The 18,001-nt window shown below is 33.4% G+C and carries 24 protein-coding genes; 21 read left to right on the top strand and 3 right to left on the bottom strand.

Features of this window, described 5'->3' with window-relative positions; translation table 11 throughout:
• Positions 1-408: 408 nt before the first annotated feature.
• The 6 genes from rpmH (at position 409) to mnmE (ending at position 4,004) form a co-directional block, all read left to right on the top strand.
• Positions 409-546, top strand: coding sequence for a 50S ribosomal protein L34 (gene rpmH, locus CLOST_RS13120; protein WP_013362796.1), 138 nt, complete (start codon positions 409-411; stop codon positions 544-546).
• A 69-nt stretch (positions 547-615) separates the two neighbouring features.
• Positions 616-942, top strand: coding sequence for a ribonuclease P protein component (rnpA, locus tag CLOST_RS13115; RefSeq protein WP_013362795.1), 327 nt, complete (start codon positions 616-618; stop codon positions 940-942).
• A gap of 1 nt (position 943) precedes the next feature.
• On the top strand, positions 944-1,165 hold the full coding sequence (gene yidD / locus CLOST_RS13110; RefSeq protein WP_013362794.1) for a membrane protein insertion efficiency factor YidD: 222 nt from the start codon (positions 944-946) through the stop codon (positions 1,163-1,165).
• Between the two features lie 31 nt (positions 1,166-1,196).
• A complete protein-coding gene (locus tag CLOST_RS13105; RefSeq protein ID WP_013362793.1) occupies positions 1,197-1,883 on the top strand; it encodes a YidC/Oxa1 family membrane protein insertase in 687 nt (228 codons plus the stop codon).
• Position 1,884: 1 nt separating this feature from the next.
• Entirely contained in the window at positions 1,885-2,511 is a 627-nt protein-coding gene (jag, locus tag CLOST_RS13100; RefSeq protein WP_013362792.1) for an RNA-binding cell elongation regulator Jag/EloR, read from the top strand.
• 113 nt (positions 2,512-2,624) lie between these two features.
• Positions 2,625-4,004, top strand: coding sequence for a tRNA uridine-5-carboxymethylaminomethyl(34) synthesis GTPase MnmE (gene mnmE, locus CLOST_RS13095; RefSeq protein WP_013362791.1), 1,380 nt, complete (start codon positions 2,625-2,627; stop codon positions 4,002-4,004).
• Between the two features lie 81 nt (positions 4,005-4,085).
• Here mnmE and CLOST_RS13090 read toward each other — a convergent pair whose 3' ends face one another.
• From CLOST_RS13090 to CLOST_RS13080, 3 genes are read right to left on the bottom strand one after another with little or no spacing between them, the layout of a single operon-like run.
• Entirely contained in the window at positions 4,086-4,898 is an 813-nt protein-coding gene (locus tag CLOST_RS13090; RefSeq protein ID WP_013362790.1) for a hypothetical protein, read from the bottom strand.
• Positions 4,892-5,596: an ABC transporter ATP-binding protein gene (locus tag CLOST_RS13085; RefSeq protein WP_041487236.1), complete on the bottom strand. Its 705-nt coding sequence runs from the start codon at positions 5,594-5,596 to the stop codon at positions 4,892-4,894. The genes CLOST_RS13090 and CLOST_RS13085 overlap by 7 nt, the downstream gene beginning before the upstream one ends.
• Positions 5,586-5,966, bottom strand: coding sequence for a GntR family transcriptional regulator (locus CLOST_RS13080; RefSeq protein WP_013362788.1), 381 nt, complete (start codon positions 5,964-5,966; stop codon positions 5,586-5,588). The genes CLOST_RS13085 and CLOST_RS13080 overlap by 11 nt, the downstream gene beginning before the upstream one ends.
• Positions 5,967-6,163: 197 nt before the next feature.
• Between CLOST_RS13080 and mnmG the strand changes: the two genes are divergently transcribed.
• The 15 genes from mnmG to CLOST_RS13005 all read left to right on the top strand — a co-directional run bounded on the left by mnmG (position 6,164) and on the right by CLOST_RS13005 (position 17,994).
• The gene (gene mnmG / locus CLOST_RS13075; RefSeq protein ID WP_013362787.1) at positions 6,164-8,059 is read left to right on the top strand and encodes a tRNA uridine-5-carboxymethylaminomethyl(34) synthesis enzyme MnmG; all 1,896 of its coding nucleotides are present in this window, start codon (positions 6,164-6,166) and stop codon (positions 8,057-8,059) included.
• A gap of 7 nt (positions 8,060-8,066) precedes the next feature.
• On the top strand, positions 8,067-8,789 hold the full coding sequence (gene rsmG / locus CLOST_RS13070) for a 16S rRNA (guanine(527)-N(7))-methyltransferase RsmG (RefSeq protein ID WP_013362786.1): 723 nt from the start codon (positions 8,067-8,069) through the stop codon (positions 8,787-8,789).
• Between the two features lie 48 nt (positions 8,790-8,837).
• Positions 8,838-9,605 (top strand): ParB/RepB/Spo0J family partition protein, encoded by a 768-nt coding sequence (locus tag CLOST_RS13065; RefSeq protein ID WP_013362785.1) that lies wholly within the window; start codon positions 8,838-8,840, stop codon positions 9,603-9,605.
• 13 nt (positions 9,606-9,618) lie between these two features.
• Positions 9,619-10,761 (top strand): aminotransferase class V-fold PLP-dependent enzyme, encoded by a 1,143-nt coding sequence (locus CLOST_RS13060; protein ID WP_013362784.1) that lies wholly within the window; start codon positions 9,619-9,621, stop codon positions 10,759-10,761.
• A 111-nt stretch (positions 10,762-10,872) separates the two neighbouring features.
• Positions 10,873-12,174, top strand: coding sequence for a helix-turn-helix domain-containing protein (locus CLOST_RS13055; RefSeq protein WP_013362783.1), 1,302 nt, complete (start codon positions 10,873-10,875; stop codon positions 12,172-12,174).
• 35 nt (positions 12,175-12,209) lie between these two features.
• Positions 12,210-13,250 (top strand): DUF5711 family protein, encoded by a 1,041-nt coding sequence (locus tag CLOST_RS13050; RefSeq protein WP_013362782.1) that lies wholly within the window; start codon positions 12,210-12,212, stop codon positions 13,248-13,250.
• A gap of 2 nt (positions 13,251-13,252) precedes the next feature.
• Complete coding sequence (locus CLOST_RS13045; protein WP_013362781.1) at positions 13,253-13,801, top strand: CvpA family protein; 549 nt, start codon at positions 13,253-13,255, stop codon at positions 13,799-13,801.
• A 111-nt stretch (positions 13,802-13,912) separates the two neighbouring features.
• A complete protein-coding gene (yedF, locus tag CLOST_RS13040) occupies positions 13,913-14,524 on the top strand; it encodes a sulfurtransferase-like selenium metabolism protein YedF (RefSeq protein ID WP_013362780.1) in 612 nt (203 codons plus the stop codon).
• Positions 14,525-14,527: 3 nt separating this feature from the next.
• On the top strand, positions 14,528-14,776 hold the full coding sequence (locus tag CLOST_RS13035) for a putative Se/S carrier protein (protein ID WP_013362779.1): 249 nt from the start codon (positions 14,528-14,530) through the stop codon (positions 14,774-14,776).
• Between the two features lie 32 nt (positions 14,777-14,808).
• On the top strand, positions 14,809-15,009 hold the full coding sequence (locus CLOST_RS13030; RefSeq protein WP_013362778.1) for a DUF951 domain-containing protein: 201 nt from the start codon (positions 14,809-14,811) through the stop codon (positions 15,007-15,009).
• Positions 15,010-15,139: 130 nt separating this feature from the next.
• Complete coding sequence (rpsF, locus tag CLOST_RS13025) at positions 15,140-15,427, top strand: 30S ribosomal protein S6 (RefSeq protein WP_013362777.1); 288 nt, start codon at positions 15,140-15,142, stop codon at positions 15,425-15,427.
• Positions 15,428-15,455: 28 nt separating this feature from the next.
• The gene (locus tag CLOST_RS13020; RefSeq protein ID WP_013362776.1) at positions 15,456-15,905 is read left to right on the top strand and encodes a single-stranded DNA-binding protein; all 450 of its coding nucleotides are present in this window, start codon (positions 15,456-15,458) and stop codon (positions 15,903-15,905) included.
• 36 nt (positions 15,906-15,941) lie between these two features.
• The gene (gene rpsR, locus CLOST_RS13015) at positions 15,942-16,178 is read left to right on the top strand and encodes a 30S ribosomal protein S18 (RefSeq protein ID WP_013362775.1); all 237 of its coding nucleotides are present in this window, start codon (positions 15,942-15,944) and stop codon (positions 16,176-16,178) included.
• Positions 16,179-16,249: 71 nt separating this feature from the next.
• Positions 16,250-16,885 (top strand): flavodoxin family protein, encoded by a 636-nt coding sequence (locus tag CLOST_RS13010; protein ID WP_013362774.1) that lies wholly within the window; start codon positions 16,250-16,252, stop codon positions 16,883-16,885.
• A 158-nt stretch (positions 16,886-17,043) separates the two neighbouring features.
• Entirely contained in the window at positions 17,044-17,994 is a 951-nt protein-coding gene (locus CLOST_RS13005; RefSeq protein WP_013362773.1) for a YybS family protein, read from the top strand.
• Positions 17,995-18,001 lie beyond the last annotated feature (7 nt).

The raw sequence follows: 18,001 nt of genomic DNA, 5'->3' as shown, positions 1-18,001 counted from the left end.
AAAAAAATAATTATTAAATACACAAATAATAAACATCTTGTGGATAAAATAATATACATGGTATTATAATAATAATTTCTATGCTTTGATGAATATTTTATAAAATAATTTTAAAACTTATTCACAATTTAATCCACAACCTGTGTATAAGTTTATAATTCTTCAAAAAGTTATCAACAAGTAAAACTAATATAACAAAAGCAGCTAAAAACTTCAATAGAAATACCTAAATTTATCCACAGGTTTTTTTGACAGTTTTTACTTATACACATTGAATAGTCTTAGATACTTACAAAATTTCATTGACAAGTACATTAGAGAGAATTATAATATTTGTTATGATGTGCGTATTTTAGGGAAACCTCTACATAGATAGCGGTTTTATAAAATGTAGAAAGGGGTGTAATTATGAGTAAAAGAACTTACCAACCAAAGAAGAGACAAAGAAGTAAAGAGCACGGCTTCAGAAAAAGAATGAAAACTTCTACAGGAAGAAACGTACTTAGAAGAAGAAGAGCAAAAGGTAGAAAAAGATTGACTGCATAAGAGACTTAGGCCGCTTTATAAGGTGGCCTTTTTGTTTATTATGAATATATCTAGGTTAGTGGGGGCATTATGAATCATCTTAGACTTAGAAAAGATTCCGATTTTAAAAACATATATAGAAAAGGTAAGTCCCTTGCTACTAAAACCTTAGTTTTTTACTTTATAAAAAATGATTTGGGTTACACTAGGGTAGGTTATTCTATATCTAAAAAAGTAGGCAAGGCTGTAACTAGAAATAGAATTAGAAGATTAATAAAAGAAAATCTAAAAGATATCCCTGACTTAAAGGATGGATATGATATAATATTTATTGGAAGAATTCCAAGCTCAGAATCGGATTATAAAGAAATAGGTAAATCTGTTCGGTATTTATTTAGAAAATCAGGTGTATTATAAAATGAAAGATTTTATATCTAGGATATTAATTCTCATTATAAGATTTTATCAAAAATTTATTTCTCCACTAAAGGGACCCACCTGTAGATTTTATCCGACATGTTCAGCTTATTCTATAGAAGCAATTAAAAAATATGGACCTATAAAAGGTAGCTATTTATCATTAAGAAGAATATTAAAGTGTCATCCTTTCCATGAAGGTGGATATGACCCTTTGAAGTAATATATTTTATTAATCTCGGGAGGTAAAAATTTTGTCTCAACTATCGTATTTGTTTGGATCTTTGCTAGAGCTTATTTACAATGTAATAGGTGATTATGCTATTTCTATTATTGTTTTCACTGTAGTGGTAAAACTACTGCTACTTCCTCTTACACTTACACAGACTAAATCAATGAAATCTATGCAGCTCATTCAGCCTAAAATGGATGAGATTAAAAAGAAGTATCAAAATGATCCAGATAAGCAAAACCAAAAAATAATGGAGCTATATAAGGAACATAAAGTCAATCCTCTTGCAGGATGTTTACCTCTTTTAATTCAATTTCCAATAATCATAGGACTTTTTAACGCTCTTAGAGAGCCAGTTAAGTATGTTTTTGGAACAGAAGCTGCTTATAAGATAGCTGATACAGGATTTTTATGGGTTAATAACCTTGCAAGTCCAGATGTAATTTTACTTGGTGGTATATCTATACCATTTATCTTACCTATTTTAGCGGCAATAACTACTTACATTCAATCAGCAATGATGTCTCCAAAGGGAGGCAAAAAAGACCCTACTCAGACTATGATGCTTTACATGTTCCCTATAATGATGTTATTTTGGGGAATTAGTTTTCCAGCAGGATTACTTCTTTACTGGGTAGCGGGTAATATATTCCAAATAGTACAGCAGTATATTTTATCAAAACCTTCAAAGGCTAAGGAGGCATCGTAAGATGAAATTCGTAGAAATAATTGGAAAAACTAAAGAAGAAGCAATTCAAAAAGCTGTAGACCAACTAGGAACGCCTGTAGAAGATTTAGAAATTGAAGTTTTAGAAGAAGGCAGTAAAGGTTTATTTGGATTTTTAGGATCAAAGGATTTTAAAATTAAAGCGACTGTTATAGTAAAAGATACTGTAGAAACTAGAATTCTAAGCTTTTTAAATGGATTGTTTGAAGTTATGAATATCGAAGCGGATATAAAAATCGATATGAACTCTGATTCAGCTAAAGTAAGCGTTATAGGTGATAGTGCAGGACAGCTTATAGGTAGAAGAGGGGAGTCGCTAGATGCTCTTCAGATGATTCTTAGCTTAGCAGTTAACAAAACTCCTGGCGAGTATGTAAAAATAATGCTCGATATTGAGGATTATCGCTCTAAAAGAGAAGAATCTCTTGTTAGATATGCTAATAAAATGGCTAGAACTGCTGCAAAGCAAAGAAAAAATATTAAGCTTGAGCCTATGAATCCGTACGAGAGAAGAATAGTTCACTCAGCTTTACAATCTGATACTTATGTAACTACTTATAGCGAAGGCGAAGAACCTTACAGAAAAGTAGTTATAGCAGTAAAACGCTAGTACTCATGCCCCTGTCTAATACCAGGGGCTTTATATTATTGTGAATACAACAAGATTTCTGCCAAGTTGATTTGATATACAGGGTTCTTGTTTGAGAAAAAGAGGGAGAATTTATGTTTATAGATGATACTATTGCAGCTGTAGCTACAGCTCCAGGAGAAGCCGGAATAGGTATAGTAAGGCTTAGTGGACCTAAGGCTTTAGATATTGCAAATAAAATATTTAAACCTATAAAAGGAAACACAGATTTATCTATGCAAGTTAGAAAGCTTGTTTATGGTCATGTATACGACCAAGATAAAGTAATAGATGAGGTATTAATTTCATATATGAAAAAACCTCATACCTTCACAAGAGAAGACGTAGTTGAGATAAACTGCCATGGAGGATATATATCTGTAAGAAAAATACTTGAAGCAGTTATTCGAAATGGAGCAAGGCTAGCAGATAGAGGAGAGTTTACTAAAAGAGCATTTTTAAATGGAAGAATAGATTTATCTCAGGCTGAGGCCATAATCGATATCATAAATGCTAAGACAAATGCTAGCTTTGATATAGCACAAAAGCATCTAGAAGGTAATCTATCAGCTTCAATCAAGCAAATAAGAGATAAGCTGACTATGGATTTGGCAAAGATTACAGTTGCTATAGATTTTCCAGAAGAAGATGAGCCAGAGGTGACCTACGAAGAGCTATCAGTGGATTTAAGAGAGGTTATGACTTCTATAAAGGGCTTAATAGCGTCATTTGAGACAGGAAAAATATTAAGAGATGGCTTAAAAACTGTAATAGTAGGCAAGCCGAATGTAGGAAAATCTTCACTTCTAAACGCTATATTAAAGGAATCTAGAGCGATAGTAACGGAAATAGAGGGAACTACAAGGGATATAATAGAAGAGTATGTAAATATAGGAGGAATTCCTCTAAAAATAGTAGATACAGCGGGTATAAGAGAAACTGATGACCTAGTTGAAAAAATTGGGGTTCAAAAATCTAAGGAATCCTTTGAATCTGCTGATTTAGTTATAATGATGCTAGATTCTTCAAGACATTTAAGTAATCAGGATCAAGATATACTATCCTTGCTAGGGGATAAAAAAGCTATTATCTTAGTAAATAAAACAGACCTTCCTAGCATGGTTACAGATGATGAGATTCACAATTATGCTAAAGGCAAGCCAATCATAAGAATATCTGCTCTAGAAAAAAAGGGCATAGATTTGCTTGAAAAGGAAATTGAAAACATGGTGCTAGAAGGCAGTCTAAAGACTCAAAATGACATTATGGTAACGAATGCTAGGCATAAAATGGCATTAGAGCGTGCATTTGAAGCTTGCAGCGATGCACTTACAGCACTTGCTGATAACATACCTCTTGATATAGCAGAGACAGATTTTAAAAATGCTTGGAATGAGCTAGGACACATCACAGGGGACACAGTATCAGAGGATTTATTAGATACGATATTTAGAGAATTTTGTATAGGTAAGTAATAATAATATAAAACTCTCCTTATAAATTTCAGCTAATGACTGAGTTTATAAGGAGAGTTTTAATAATTTTTGGTATGTTTTTTATTCAAGATTTAATTTATTCTTTAGGAAATAATGTGTAGCGTAGTAAAATGCAGTATTTACTAATAAAAGTATCACTGTGATTATGCTTAAAAAGATGACTGGGTAGTGAGGATAAAGATATTCCCAGTTTGGACTAGACATCATAATAGAAAGCTTTTCAAAATAGTTTTCTAGCCACTGGCTTTTAGAGGCAATGAACATAATCATAGTTTGAATTACATTTAGCCCTATTTCTATTCCAATAAAAACAAGTACTCCGCCAAATATTCTATTTCCTGTTATTGAAAATGCTTGAGCTATGCTAAGCGAAGTATATATTTTAAGAAGTAAATTGATATAGACAAGCAGCATGATAGCGATAAATAAAATAGTTAAAATTCCTGCATTTGGAACTTGAGAAAATACTTTGCTAATCTCATCAAACATCCTTGCAAATTCTATATCTCTAAAAAATATTATAGTCATAGATAGGCCAAATAAAATAGTGCTTGTAACTGCCCAGAAAACTGATAAAGCAAGCTTAGAATTGATTAAGTCAGTTATTTTTACAGGCAAGGTAAACATAAGGTAACCTTCATCAGAAAGTAGATTTGTATCAAAGCGCTTGACTACCATTATAAGGGTCATTATCAAAAGACCTGTAAAAGTAAGTCCTAGTATAGTTGGGAACAGCACACTAAGCAAATCTTCTGAGCCAGGATTTGTAGTTTTTAATGAAGTAAGAATAGATAATATCAATATAGCTGCATATATAGGCAGAAATATTCTAGATGTTGATTTAAATTCATATTTTAGAAGTTTGCTTAACATTTAAATACCTCCCTAAATAACTGATCTACAGACTTTCCTGTCTGCTGACGTATATTATCTACGCTGTCATGCTTGTAGATTGTTCCTTGATTTATAAGGATTACTTCGTCAAATATCCTCTCTATATCGCTTATCAAATGAGTAGATATCATAAGTGTAGCATCTGACAGATAGTTAGAAATTATAGTGTCTAGTATAAAATCTCTAGTTGCTGGATCTACTCCTCCTATTGGTTCATCTAGAAGATATAGCTTAGCCTTTCTAGACATTACCAGAATAAGCTGAACCTTCTCCTTGTTGCCTTTAGAAAGGGTTTTTAGTTTGTGATTTGGGTCTAGCTTTAGAGCTATAACCATCTCGTTTGCTTTGTTTATATCAAAATCTATATAGAAATCTGCAAAAAAGTTTATCAAGTCAGATATTTTCATCCATTCATTTAGATAAGTTCTCTCTGGAAGATATGAAATTATGGATTTTGACATTATCCCTGGAGGATTTCCCATTATTTTTATTTCACCCTCTGTAGGCTGAAGTAGTCCGTTTACTAGCTTTAATATAGTAGATTTTCCACTTCCATTTGGACCTAGAAGTCCAATTATTTTTCCAGGCTCTAGATTGAAGCTTACATTATCCAGTGCGACCTTTGAGCCGTATTTTTTTGTTATATTGCTAAACTCAAGCAAATAATTATTTGTCATCTTTTTTCACCCCATCAAAATGTTTTTCTATAAGTGCATACAAATCCTGTTTTGAACATCCTAGCTCTACAAATTCACTGATTAGACTTTTTATTTTTAACTCGAAAAATGAGTCTTTTAGTCTTTGAATTTTTTCGCTGTCAGACGTTACGAATCGTCCACTTGTTCTTTCTGTGATAATTAGACCTTGTTTTTCTATTTCCATCAAGGCTTTTTGCATAGTATTTGGATTTACTCCAGCTTCTTGAGCCAAATCTCTTACAGATTGCATTTTGTCTCCCCCTTTTAATGCACCTGATATTATTTTTTTCTTTATTTCCTCTTCTATTTGAGTGTAAATGGGCTTACTATTATCAAATTCCCATGGCACGGTATAGACCTCCTTGTGTATTACTGTATTACTTACTTAATACAAGTATACAACGTTTTAAAAAAAAAGCAAGTGTTAAATTATATTTTTCTAAAATATGTTATAATAAATTGCTGAAAAGAATAGAAATTAACTAGCTTAATAGATGATATATAGTTTACTTATAGAGTTAGAAATTTAGGAGGAAACATTAAGGTATGAATTTTAAAGCAGGAACATATGATGTAGTAGTTGTAGGAGCTGGACATGCAGGCTGTGAGGCTGCACTAGCTAGTGCAAGATTAGGAATGAAGACGCTTGTAGTGACCTTATCTTTAGATGCTATAGCTTTTTTACCATGCAATCCGTCTATAGGAGGCACAGGTAAAGGCCATTTGGTTAGAGAAATAGATGCCCTAGGCGGAGAAATGGGATTAAATACTGATAAAACCTTTATTCAAAGCAGAATGCTAAACACAGCAAAAGGACCAGCTGTTCATTCGCTTAGAGCTCAAAATGACAAAAATATGTATCATATGGAGATGAAAAAAACTCTTGAGAACACACCTAATTTAGATATAGTTATGGATGAAGTAATAGAAATACTTCACGATGAAGATAAAAAGGTCACAGGAGTGCTTACTAAGCTAAGAGCTATGTATGAAGCTAAAGCAGTGATACTAGCTACAGGGGTATATCTAAAATCGAAGGTTTACATAGGAGAGGTAAATTATTCTTCTGGTCCTATTGGACTTAACTCAGCAGATGGATTAACCGAATCTCTTGAAAAGTTAGGGCTTCCACTTAGACGCTTTAAAACTGGAACTCCTGCCAGAGTTCATGCTGATTCTATTGATTTTTCTAAAATGGAAGTTCAGCATGGAGATGAAAAAATAGTTCCATTTTCATTTATGAATGACTATATAGGAGAAAACCAAGTGGTATGCTATCTTACTAGAACCACTCCAAAGACTCATGAAATCATATTAAACAACCTTGGCCGTTCAGCTCTTTATAGAGGAGATATGGACAGCAAGGGACCACGTTACTGCCCATCTATAGAGGATAAGGTGGTTAGATTTAAGGATAAGGAAACTCATCAGTTCTTTGTAGAGCCAGAGGGACTTAATACCAAAGAATACTATATTCAGGGCTTTTCCTCTTCTCTTGCATATGAGGTTCAGCTTGAGATGTACCACACAGTTAAAGGTCTTGAAAATGCAAAACTAATGCGACCAGCCTATGCTATAGAATACGACTGCATAGATCCTCTTCATCTAAAGCCTAGCCTCGAAATTAAAGATGTTTCAGGTTTATTTAGTGCAGGCCAGTTTAATGGAACCTCAGGCTATGAGGAAGCAGCTTCTCAGGGACTTATAGCTGGGATAAATGCAGTAAGACATATTAAAGATGAAGAGCCTTTTATTTTAGATAGATCAGAGAGCTATATAGGTGTTTTGATTGATGATTTAGTTACTAAAGGAACTAATGAGCCATATAGAATAATGACTTCAAGAGCTGAGTACAGGCTATTATTAAGACAGGACAATGCAGACCTTAGACTTACAGAAAAAGGAAGGGAAGTTGGGCTTGTTACAGATGAACGCTATGAAAAGTTCATTACTAAGAAAACTCAAATAGATGCTGAGCTAAAAAGACTAAAAATAGAAAAAGTTAAGCCTGATGAAGCAAATCCTCTGCTTGAGGAAATGGGAGCATCTCCACTTAGCAGAACCTTGCCACTATATGAATTTTTGAAAAGAACAGAGGTAAATTACACTGTGCTTGATAAGCTGGAGAAAGGCAATAAAGAGCTGTCATCTCAAGTAATAGAGCAGTGTGAAATTACAGTAAAATACGAAGGCTATATAAAGAAGCAGCTAGACCAAGTAGAAAGCTTCAAAAAGCTTGAGAAAAAGAAGCTTCCTGAAACTCTCGACTATGAAACTATAAGTGGGCTTAGAATAGAAGCTAGACAAAAGCTCAATGAAATCAAACCGTTTAATATAGGACAGGCATCTCGTATATCAGGGGTTTCTCCAGCAGATATCTCAGTTCTTTTGATATATATGCAGACTCAAAAGGCAAAAAGTAAAGAAAAGGATGAGGAGTAGTAATAATATGGAGCTTGATAAAATACTATCCCAGGGGCTAAGCTCTTGGAACATTGATATAACTGAAAATCAGCAAAATAATTTTAAAATATATATGGACACACTTTTGGAATATAACAAAGTCATGAATCTTACAGCAATAGAAGATCCAGAGGAAATCTATACTAAGCATTTTCTAGACTCTTTGTCTTGTCTTTTAGTAGACGAGCTAAAGACTGTAGGATTAAAGGCTATTGATGTAGGAACTGGAGCTGGCTTTCCTTCCATACCTATAAAAATAATGAGACCTGATATAAAGATGACTATGCTTGATTCTTTAAACAAAAGAATTAACTTTTTAAAAGAAGTAGGAGCTAGAGTAGGCCTTGACAATGCTGAGTATCTTCATAGCAGAGCTGAGGATGCAGGCTCTAATCCTAAATATAGAGAGCAGTATGACATAGTACTATCAAGAGCAGTTGCTTCTTTACCAGTACTATTAGAATACTGTAGTCCTTTTTTGAAAAAGGGAGGATATTTTATTTGCCAGAAGGGTCCAGCTGCAAAATCAGAAGTAGAGCAGGCAAAAAAAGCTCTAGCTGTTTTAGGCTGTAGCCTTGAGTATATCAAGGAGATAGATATTCCATATACTGACTTAAACCACAATATACTGGTTATCAAAAAGATATCAAACACTCCTAAAAATTACCCTAGAAAAGCAGGCAAGCCTTCAAAGGAGCCTTTGATATAAAAGAGCTTTACTAAATTATATTTCATTTAATCCAAGCCTATAATTGAGGTGATAGCTATAAAACTAGAAAACATACCTATAAAGGAAATATATCCTAGAAAAGACCAGCCTAGAAAAAGCTTTGATAAAAATACTCTTGATGAGCTTGCTACTTCTATAAAAAAATATGGAATACTTCAGCCTATAATAGTAAGCAAAGCTGAAGATGGCTATGCGATTATAGCAGGAGAAAGAAGATATCAAGCCGCAAAGCTTGCAAACCTTCATAATCTTCCTTGTATAGTTAAAGACAAATCGAACACGAGAGAAATTGCTCTCATTGAAAACCTTCAAAGAGAGAATTTAAACCCTATAGAAGAGGCCAAAGCTATACACACCTTTATGAAAGAATCTAAGCTTAGTCAATCTGATATGGCTAGCATACTTGCAAAAAGCAGATCCTACATAGCAAATAGACTTAGGCTTTTGAACCTCGATGAGTTTACAACTAGTCAGCTAGAAACTAGGGCTATAAGTGAAGGCCATGCAAAAACTTTGCTTGGAATAGCTGATGAGAAAAAAAGGCAAGCTCTAACTCAAAAGATTATAAATGAGGGGCTTTCCGTCAGGCAGACAGAAGAGCAGGTAAGAAAGTCAAAGCCTTACAAAAAAAGCTCTGAGGATGTCCATATAAAAGAAGCTATGGATAAGTTGACAGATATACTGCAAACAAAGGTCAGTTTAAAAGGAACTCAGGCAAAGGGAACCCTCACAATAGAGTATTATAACAAAGACCAGCTAAACGAATTGGTGGAAAAACTATTTTCACTAGAATAAAGGAGAATCTTATATGATTTATTTTGATAATGGAGCTACTACATTTCCAAAACCGGACTCAGTAATAAATAAAATGGTCGAATTTATGAAAACTAAAGCTGCAAATCCAGGAAGATCTGGACATAAGATGGCTTTAGATGCTGGAAGAACTATTTTTGAGGCAAGACATGAAATTGCTCAGCTTATGAACATCGACAACCCTATGAACATTGTATTTACAAAAAATGCTACAGAATCAATAAACATAGGCATCAAAGGCTATGCAAAAAAAGGCATGCACATAATATCTACAGCAATGGAGCATAATTCCGTGTCTAGACCTATCGTAGCTCTTGAAGCTAAAGGAGTAACTCATACCTTTGTAAAATGTGATGAAAATGGATTTTTAGATTTAGATGAATTTGAAAAGGCATTTAATGAAAAAACTGGATTAGTAGCAATAACTCATGCTTCTAATGTAACTGGTACTGTAAATGACCTTAAAAGAATCGGAGACATATGCAGAGCTCATAAGGTACCTCTTTTAGTGGATTGTGCTCAAAGTGCAGGAGTGTTTGATATAGACGTACAGCAAATGAATATCGCTATGCTGTGTGCTCCAGGACATAAGGGTCTATATGGACCTATGGGTACAGGGTTTATTTATGTAAGAGAAGACATCTCGCTTACACCTCTTATGGAGGGGGGAACAGGGAGTAACTCAGAAAGCCTAATTCATCCGAATCTTATGCCTGACCACCTTGAATCAGGAACTGCAAACGCAGTAGGTATTGCAGGACTATTAGAGGGCGTAAGATTTATCCAAGAAGTAGGAATGGAAAAAATTAGAAAGCATGAACAAGAGCTTACAGGCCATTTAATACAAGGACTAAAGCAGTACAAAAATGTAAAAATATACGGACCAGAAGATCCTGCTAAAAGATGCGCAGTAGTTTCATTTAATATAGACAATATTCAATCTACAGATATCTCATATATTTTGGACAGTGAGTTTGATATAGAGGTAAGAAGTGGGCTTCACTGTGCGGCTTTAGCTCATGAAACTCTAGGAACTACAGCTCAGGGAGTAGTAAGAGTTAGCTTTTCATATTTTAATACGATTTCTGAGGTAGATGAATTTATAAAAATCATCGGTCAGATTATAAATATTTTATAAAGAATAAAATTTGTAAATAAATATACAAAAAACTTCTCTAATCATAAATTATATATTATTATAGACTAGAAAAGGGATTAGTTGTCTTTAAAAAAGCAATGGGGGATATTTATGGAAATATTGAGCTTGGGACAAAAGATAAAAAAGCTGCGCAAGGAGAAAAATCTTACCTTGAAGGAGCTAGCTGGAAATCGTATTACAGCGGCGCAAATAAGCCATATAGAAAGAGATAAGTCTTATCCTAGTCAGGACCTTTTAGAGTATTTTTCAGAAAAACTAGAAACACCTATCGATTATTTTCTTGAGAGCAAGGAAGCTCAAGCAAAAAAGATAGCGTCTAGCATCATACTTAAATCAGAGGTATTATTTAAAACGGAAAAATATCAAGAGGCTAAACGCGAACTTTCCAAGATTTTGAATCTATGCACTTCATATGATATTTCTCATGAATGTGCAAAAGCAAATTTCATATATGGACTTGTTTATTTAGTTGAAAAGGAATACAAAAAAGCTACATCAATGATGGAAAAAGCTTTGGTTTTATATATTAAAAATGAAGACCCTAAGGGCATAATAAAAAGCTATCTCGAGCTTGGAAAGCTTTATATTTTAGAAGATTTTTATGTGCCAGCAACCAACATGCTTCATCAAGCTGAAGCAATGATTCCAGAGCTGGAAATAGGAGATATAGATTTAGAAAAAAGCATATACATCAATCTATCTTATGCATATATGAAAAATAACCAAAACAAAGAAGCGATTGAGTATGCTCATAAAGCTGATACTATAGCTGAGAAAGTAGGAGACCTTCACAATAGAGGAAATGGCTTTTTTATAATGGGAAACAGCTATCTTCAGAATTTCCAATACGATAATGCTCAAAAATATTTTCACATGGCAATCAAATGCTTTGAAAAGGAAAATAAAACATCTGAGAAAGCTAAATCTCAGATGTTACTAGCAAAGGTATACTTGAATCTCAAGAGCTATTCTTCTGCAAAAGAGCATATAGAGGAGGCTTATATCCTCAAAAGACAGTTTAAGGATACTCAGTATATCGAGATATTGATGCTATACTGCGAGCTTCTTTGCAAGGAAGAAAATTTTGAAGGAGCGCTTGAGTATATAAGAGAAGCCCTTTACCTTTCTTCAAAGGACCAAAATAGAAAAATGGAGCCTTTAGTAATGAGAAAATATGCTAATTTGCTTTATCAAGCAGGGGATATAGATGAAGCGACTGAAAGCTTAAATAAATGTGCTGAGATGCTAAAAAAATCAGGCAACAAAAAAGAGCTTGCCAATACCTATTTTGATATAGCTAAAATTTATCAAGGACGCTGTAGGGACCAAGAAATTGGTTTTTATTCCAAAGGCATAGACCTGTTTAGAGAAATAGGACTTATTGAAAACTAGCTTTCTAGTTTTCTTTTTTTTACGGAGGTAGTAAATTGAAAAAGACGATTATATCGATAATAGTGGTTTTGATATTATTGATAATCAATCCTTACACTATTAAAAACTATATAAAGCCTTATCTATTTCCAGCAGATAAAAATATATCTGAGGAAATAAAAATTGAGTATAGACCAAGTATGTACATAGGAAGGTTTGGAAATTCCTTAATTACTTATGACGGTAAAAGCTTAATTAGATACAGTGAAAACAAAAAGCAAGAGTTTGAAGCAACTATCAGAAGTGATAATTTTAGCATCAGCTCATCAGATGATTTTATATATCTTTTAGATAAGGTACAAAGAAAGGTATACCAGATAGATAAAAATGGCGAAATAGTAGGCCAAGCTGAGGTGGACAAGCAAATATCTGGCATAGATGTTTTTTCTGATGGAAGATTTATTCTCAAGTTTACTACTGATATAAAGGCTGATGGACTTCTTGTATTTAATAAAAACTGTGAATTTGTAAAAGAAATAACTTATCCGAAAACCACAATAAATAAAGTATCGGAAGATAAGACAACTGGGGGCTTTATGGTCAGTGGTCTTCTCAGAGACGAAGACAATTTAAAAAACAGTATCTTCTATTATAATCAAAAGCTTGAAGCAGTTATGGCAACAGATATAAAAGACAACATCTTCATAGATATAGGTTTTCTCAAGGATAAGATAATTCTTATGGATATAAATAATATAGAAGTTATGAATAGAGATTTTAAAGAGCTCTACAAGGTACATTCAGATGCAAATTTCTTTGAAATGTACATAGGAGAGCTCAGTATGTGGACTCTAGATTCAAAAAATAGAGTTCTGGAAATAGATTATAGCGGAAACATTATAAAAGAACAAAATTATAAAGATGATATAATATATCTGGGAAAATACAAGGATAAGATGCTAATTGCATCTAAAAATGCTGTCATTCTCGAGGATAAAGAAATTGAAATGCCAAAAGACATAATAAGCGTAGTTCCACTTGAAAATAAAATAGCACTTGTTTTTAGGGACAGCATTAGATTTTTAAAGGTGGAATAACAATGATAAGTAAAATAGATATAGCAATACTTGTATTTATGACCTACCATATAATAAGAGGCTATAGTGCAGGCTTTTCTAAGTCCTTGTTTTTAAGCATAAGATTTATTGTGAGTATAATTTTAACTAGATTTATTTACATCAACTTTGCAGATGAAATAATCACAAGTGTATTCTATGAGAGGTATCAGCTAATAATGCATGAGCTGATTACTAAAATAATTTCTGTATTTTGGTATCAAGCTTTGGATTTGGACCCTAAGGTTTTGGCAGTTAGCTTGTTTATAGTAGTGTCTATACTCATAAATATAGTTTTCTATACCCTTCATAGCTTTTTTAATAAAAAATCTCTAAAATGGATAGATAAAAATTTAGGTCTAGTCTTTGGGTTATTTAAATCCATACTTTATATTATGATTTTGGTAGCCTTAATAGACCCTATAATTCAAAAGCAGATGGGCAGTGAGATTCATGAGCTACTCACAAATACGAGGCTTTTAAAATATTTCTACTCGTATAACTTTATCTTTGATATATTTACCAAGCTTTAGATATTAAGCTAATGCTAGAAATTCATAGCTTGAAGCTAACATGAAAAGCTTATCAATGAGATATGTTAACCATTTTTTATATTTAGAGTATATTAAAAGGAGAACGAGATTATGGAGATTAAAAAATTAAACTGTGAAAAAATGGCTTGTCCTATGCCTGTCATAAAAACCAAGCAAGAGCTAGAAGGCATAGAAAAGGGAGCTTTAGAGGTTACAGTTGACAATAAAACAGCTAAAGAAAACTTACTGAAGCTAGCAGCTTCACTTGAGATGGCTGTGGAGCTAAAGGAAGAAGAAAATCTATTCAAAATCACTTTTATAAAAACAAAAGAAGGTTCTACTCGTCAATCAAACGAGCAAGAATTAGAAGAAATTAAAATAGAAGCTCAAAATGAGGTAGTACTTATAGGCTCAAATCTGCTTGGAAGTGGAGATGAAGAGCTAGGAAAGATTCTTATGAAAGGCTTTATATATACTCTTAGTGAAACAAAGCCTTATCCTAAAAAGATGCTTTTTATTAACAGCGGAGTTAAGCTAACAGCAGAAAATGAAGAAGCTATTGAAAACCTTAAAAAAATGGAAGCAGAGGGCGTAGAAATATTATCTTGTGGAACCTGCCTAGATTTTTACAATATAAAGGGCAATTTAGCTGTTGGAAGAGTAGCTAACATGTATGACATAGTAGAAGCCTTAAAGCAAAATCCAAATAGATTGGCGGTTTAGATTATGTATGTAATAAGTTTTGCATCAACTCACCACGCTATGTTTGCTGAGCAGATGCTAAAAAAAGCTGATATAAAAATAATGGTAATTCCTACTCCAAGACAAATAGACAAGAGCTGTGGGATATCTATAAAGTTTAACGGGACTCTTATGGACAAGGTAATAGAAGTTATGGAAAAATATAATATAGATGTAAAGGGTATATTCGAAATAATGCCGGATTTAAGTGTAGTAGTGCATTATCCGAAGTAGGTAGCCTTTTATCTAAAGAGAGGAAGATTTTCATGCCTATAAAATTTGAAATTGGAGATGTTGTAGAGCTTAAGAAAAACCATCCTTGTGGAGGTAACACCTTTGAAATCATGCGTATTGGCATGGATTTTCGCATAAAGTGTTTCACGTGTGACAAGCAGCTTTGGATAGAAAGAGCTGAGCTTGAGAGAAGACTCAAAAAACATATAAGCAAGGATGAAGCAAAAAAATAATCTGCTTAAGTTCAAAAAAATTGCTTTTTGCTATGAAAGCTGATATTATAGATTAGTATGAGATTTAATACTTGTCTCATCTTTCTGCTCTAACGTTAGAGCCGTACAGTCCAAAGGGAGGTGAAATGTAATGAGAAATTATGAATTAATCTATGTTCTTAGACCAAACCTAGAAGAAGAAGCTAAAACTGCTGTCCTTGACAAAGTTAAAGGCATCATCGAGTCTAGCGGAGAGGTAGTAAAAGTAGATACATGGGGAACTAGAAAGTTAGCCTATGAAATCGAAAAACTTACAGAGGGTTACTATGTTCTTATCAACTTCAAGTCAACTACTGAAGTTCCTAAAGAAATCGATAGAAACCTAAAGATTATGGATAACGCAATTCGTCACATGATCGTAAAGCTTGACGAAAAATAATAACGATACAAAGTAAGGTGGGATATTGATGAACAGTGTAATACTTATAGGAAGACTCACAAGGGATCCGGAATTAAGATACATTCCTTCAACAGGAAATGCTCTCACCACCTTTTCCATTGCGGTAGACAGAGCTTTTACTGGTAAAGATGGTCAAAAACAGACAGACTTTTTTAACATAGTAGTATGGGGAAAAAGCGCTGAATACTGTGCCAACTATCTTGCTAAGGGAAGACTAGCTGCTGTAAAAGGCTCTATCCAAAATAGAACCTATGATACAAAGGAAGGCGAAAAAAGGTATATCACTGAGATTGTTGCCGAGAATGTTCAGATACTGGAATGGGGCGACAAAAGTGAGAGAACGAGTAATTCATCTTTTAGAAGTGCTTCTAGCAATCAAAATGACAATGTTTTTGAACCTGAGGGTTTAGATTCAGATGGATTCCGTGCTCTGGATGATGATGACGTACCATTTTAAGCCAGTTTTATTACCTTAAAGAAGGAGGGAAAAAAGATGGCTATGCAAAAAGGAAATGCAAGAAGAAGAAGAAAAAAAGTTGATCCGTTCGCGGGTAAAAAAATAAATATGATAGACTACAAAGATGTAAATCTACTAAAGAAATATATCTCTGAAAGAGGTAAGATTCTTCCAAGAAGAATTACTGGTACATCAGCTAAAGCTCAAAGAAAACTTACTTTAGCTATAAAAAGATCAAGAAATATCGCTCTTTTACCATATGTTGTAGACTAAATACCAAACCCAAATCTGAGAGATTTGGGTTTTTTTCTAATTATAATTTAATTATTAAAGGAGGCAGAAAAATGAAAGTAGTAGCATTTAATGGTAGCCCTAAAAAAGAAGGTAATACTTATCATGCTATAAAGCTTGTAGCAGATGAACTTGAAAGCCAAGGGATAGAAGTAGAAATCGTTCATGTTGGAAATAAAGCTATAAGAGGATGTATGGCATGTGGTGCTTGCTATAAATCAAAAGATGAGCAGTGTATAATGAAAGACGATGAAGTAAACAGCTATATTCAGCTAATGAAAGAAGCAGATGGAGTAATACTAGGTTCACCAGTATACTTTTCTGCTGTTGCAGGTACTATGAAATCGTTTTTAGATAGAGCATTTTATGTGTCTAGTGCAAATGGAAACCTGTTAAGACATAAGGTGGGAGCAAGTGTAGTTGCAGTTAGACGCTCTGGAGGAGTTCCTGCATTTAACCAGCTTAACAACTACTTAAACTATGCTGAGATGATGGTTCCTTCATCTAACTACTGGAATGTAATACATGGAAGCAAACCTGGTGATGCTCTTCAAGATGAAGAAGGAATGCAAATTATGAGAATACTTGGTAAAAACATGGCATATATGATGAAATTAATGGATACAAAAGAGGCTAAAGAATTGAAGCCAGACCAAGAGAAAAAGGTTGCTATGAGCTTTATTAGGTAGTATCAGAATAAATCATTAGACTTGAAGAATAGATTTATACGCAAAGATAAAAATTTCATCAGCTAACAACTCATATATCCTCTAGATTTTAGAACTATTTTTACTCTATCTGGTTTATGGTATAATATCTTGATAGACTACTTTAGGAGCTGATGCTGTTGCAAGAACCAAAACCAAAGAAAAAAAATATAGATTTTAATAGGAAAAGTCTTATAGAGTCCTCATTACTTACCGTGATAGGAGTAATATTCATATTAATAGGTACTTATGTGCCGTTTTTATCGTTTCTATCGCTATTTACATCTGTGCCTGTAATTATAACTACCTACAGAAACAAAATGTATTATGGATTATTAAGCGCAGTTACAACGACAGTTATTTTAGGATTTTTTATTCACCCCATAACTGCTTTTTCTGCTCTTTTAGTATTTCTCATTCCAGGGGTATGCATAGGCTTTTTTATGAGAGAAAAGCGTCCTGCTTTTGAGAGTGTATTTTATGGATTTCTAGCTATGACCTTTACTACAGTAGTTTTTATGCAAGTGCTTTCGTTATTTCTCAGTATAGATATTTTAGACAGCATACTTGCAATACTTAGAGAATCTCTCAATCTTCAATATGAGATTATAAAAGAAATTCCGAATGTAAAAAAACCTAATGTAGAAGAAATCCTTAGCTCAGTTAAGCTGTTTTTCCCTTCTATAATAATTGGCTCTACGCTCATTATGTCGTTTTTGAACTATTATATGTCAGCTCTTATAATACGAAGAACTGGTGATAAAAACCATGTGGCGAGCATCACAGAATTTTCTATGCCAGGGAATATATCTCTTGGTGTGCTGATTATTTATCTGCTTACTTTGGTTTCTGGATATTTTAATTATCCTTATTATGAAACCTTAGTTTTAAATATGGCTGCTATTTTTATACTTTTATTCTTCTTGCAAGGGATAGCAGTGATAGGATATTTCTTTAAACATGCTAAGCTAAATAAAAGTGCAAAGACTATTTATATTCTTCTGCTGATTGTACTACTGCCCGTATCTAGTTTTATATCAATAATAGGATTTGCAGATGCTGTATTTAATTTTAGAAGATTAAAAAGATAGCTTGGGA

The sequence above is a fragment of the Acetoanaerobium sticklandii genome (assembly GCF_000196455.1).
Taxonomy (GTDB): domain Bacteria; phylum Bacillota; class Clostridia; order Peptostreptococcales; family Filifactoraceae; genus Acetoanaerobium; species Acetoanaerobium sticklandii.
The sequence above is the reverse complement of the archived record's forward strand: the minus strand, read 5'-3'. Positions and strand labels throughout refer to the sequence as shown.

Bases quoted from the DNA above. Each gene is read 5' to 3' on its own strand.
- mnmG (WP_013362787.1), top strand. From the start codon at position 6,164: ATGAATTTTAAAGCAGGAACATATGATGTAGTAGTTGTAGGAGCTGGA.
- yidD (WP_013362794.1), top strand. From the start codon at position 944: ATGAAAGATTTTATATCTAGGATATTAATTCTCATTATAAGATTTTAT.
- rnpA (WP_013362795.1), top strand. From the start codon at position 616: ATGAATCATCTTAGACTTAGAAAAGATTCCGATTTTAAAAACATATAT.
- rpmH (WP_013362796.1), top strand. From the start codon at position 409: ATGAGTAAAAGAACTTACCAACCAAAGAAGAGACAAAGAAGTAAAGAG.
- mnmE (WP_013362791.1), top strand. From the start codon at position 2,625: ATGTTTATAGATGATACTATTGCAGCTGTAGCTACAGCTCCAGGAGAA.
- CLOST_RS13045 (WP_013362781.1), top strand. From the start codon at position 13,253: ATGATAAGTAAAATAGATATAGCAATACTTGTATTTATGACCTACCAT.
- CLOST_RS13010 (WP_013362774.1), top strand. From the start codon at position 16,250: ATGAAAGTAGTAGCATTTAATGGTAGCCCTAAAAAAGAAGGTAATACT.
- CLOST_RS13060 (WP_013362784.1), top strand. From the start codon at position 9,619: ATGATTTATTTTGATAATGGAGCTACTACATTTCCAAAACCGGACTCA.
- rpsR (WP_013362775.1), top strand. From the start codon at position 15,942: ATGGCTATGCAAAAAGGAAATGCAAGAAGAAGAAGAAAAAAAGTTGAT.
- CLOST_RS13055 (WP_013362783.1), top strand. From the start codon at position 10,873: ATGGAAATATTGAGCTTGGGACAAAAGATAAAAAAGCTGCGCAAGGAG.
- yedF (WP_013362780.1), top strand. From the start codon at position 13,913: ATGGAGATTAAAAAATTAAACTGTGAAAAAATGGCTTGTCCTATGCCT.
- CLOST_RS13035 (WP_013362779.1), top strand. From the start codon at position 14,528: ATGTATGTAATAAGTTTTGCATCAACTCACCACGCTATGTTTGCTGAG.
- CLOST_RS13085 (WP_041487236.1), bottom strand. From the start codon at position 5,596: ATGACAAATAATTATTTGCTTGAGTTTAGCAATATAACAAAAAAATAC.
- CLOST_RS13090 (WP_013362790.1), bottom strand. From the start codon at position 4,898: ATGTTAAGCAAACTTCTAAAATATGAATTTAAATCAACATCTAGAATA.
- jag (WP_013362792.1), top strand. From the start codon at position 1,885: ATGAAATTCGTAGAAATAATTGGAAAAACTAAAGAAGAAGCAATTCAA.
- rsmG (WP_013362786.1), top strand. From the start codon at position 8,067: ATGGAGCTTGATAAAATACTATCCCAGGGGCTAAGCTCTTGGAACATT.
- CLOST_RS13020 (WP_013362776.1), top strand. From the start codon at position 15,456: ATGAACAGTGTAATACTTATAGGAAGACTCACAAGGGATCCGGAATTA.
- rpsF (WP_013362777.1), top strand. From the start codon at position 15,140: ATGAGAAATTATGAATTAATCTATGTTCTTAGACCAAACCTAGAAGAA.
- CLOST_RS13030 (WP_013362778.1), top strand. From the start codon at position 14,809: ATGCCTATAAAATTTGAAATTGGAGATGTTGTAGAGCTTAAGAAAAAC.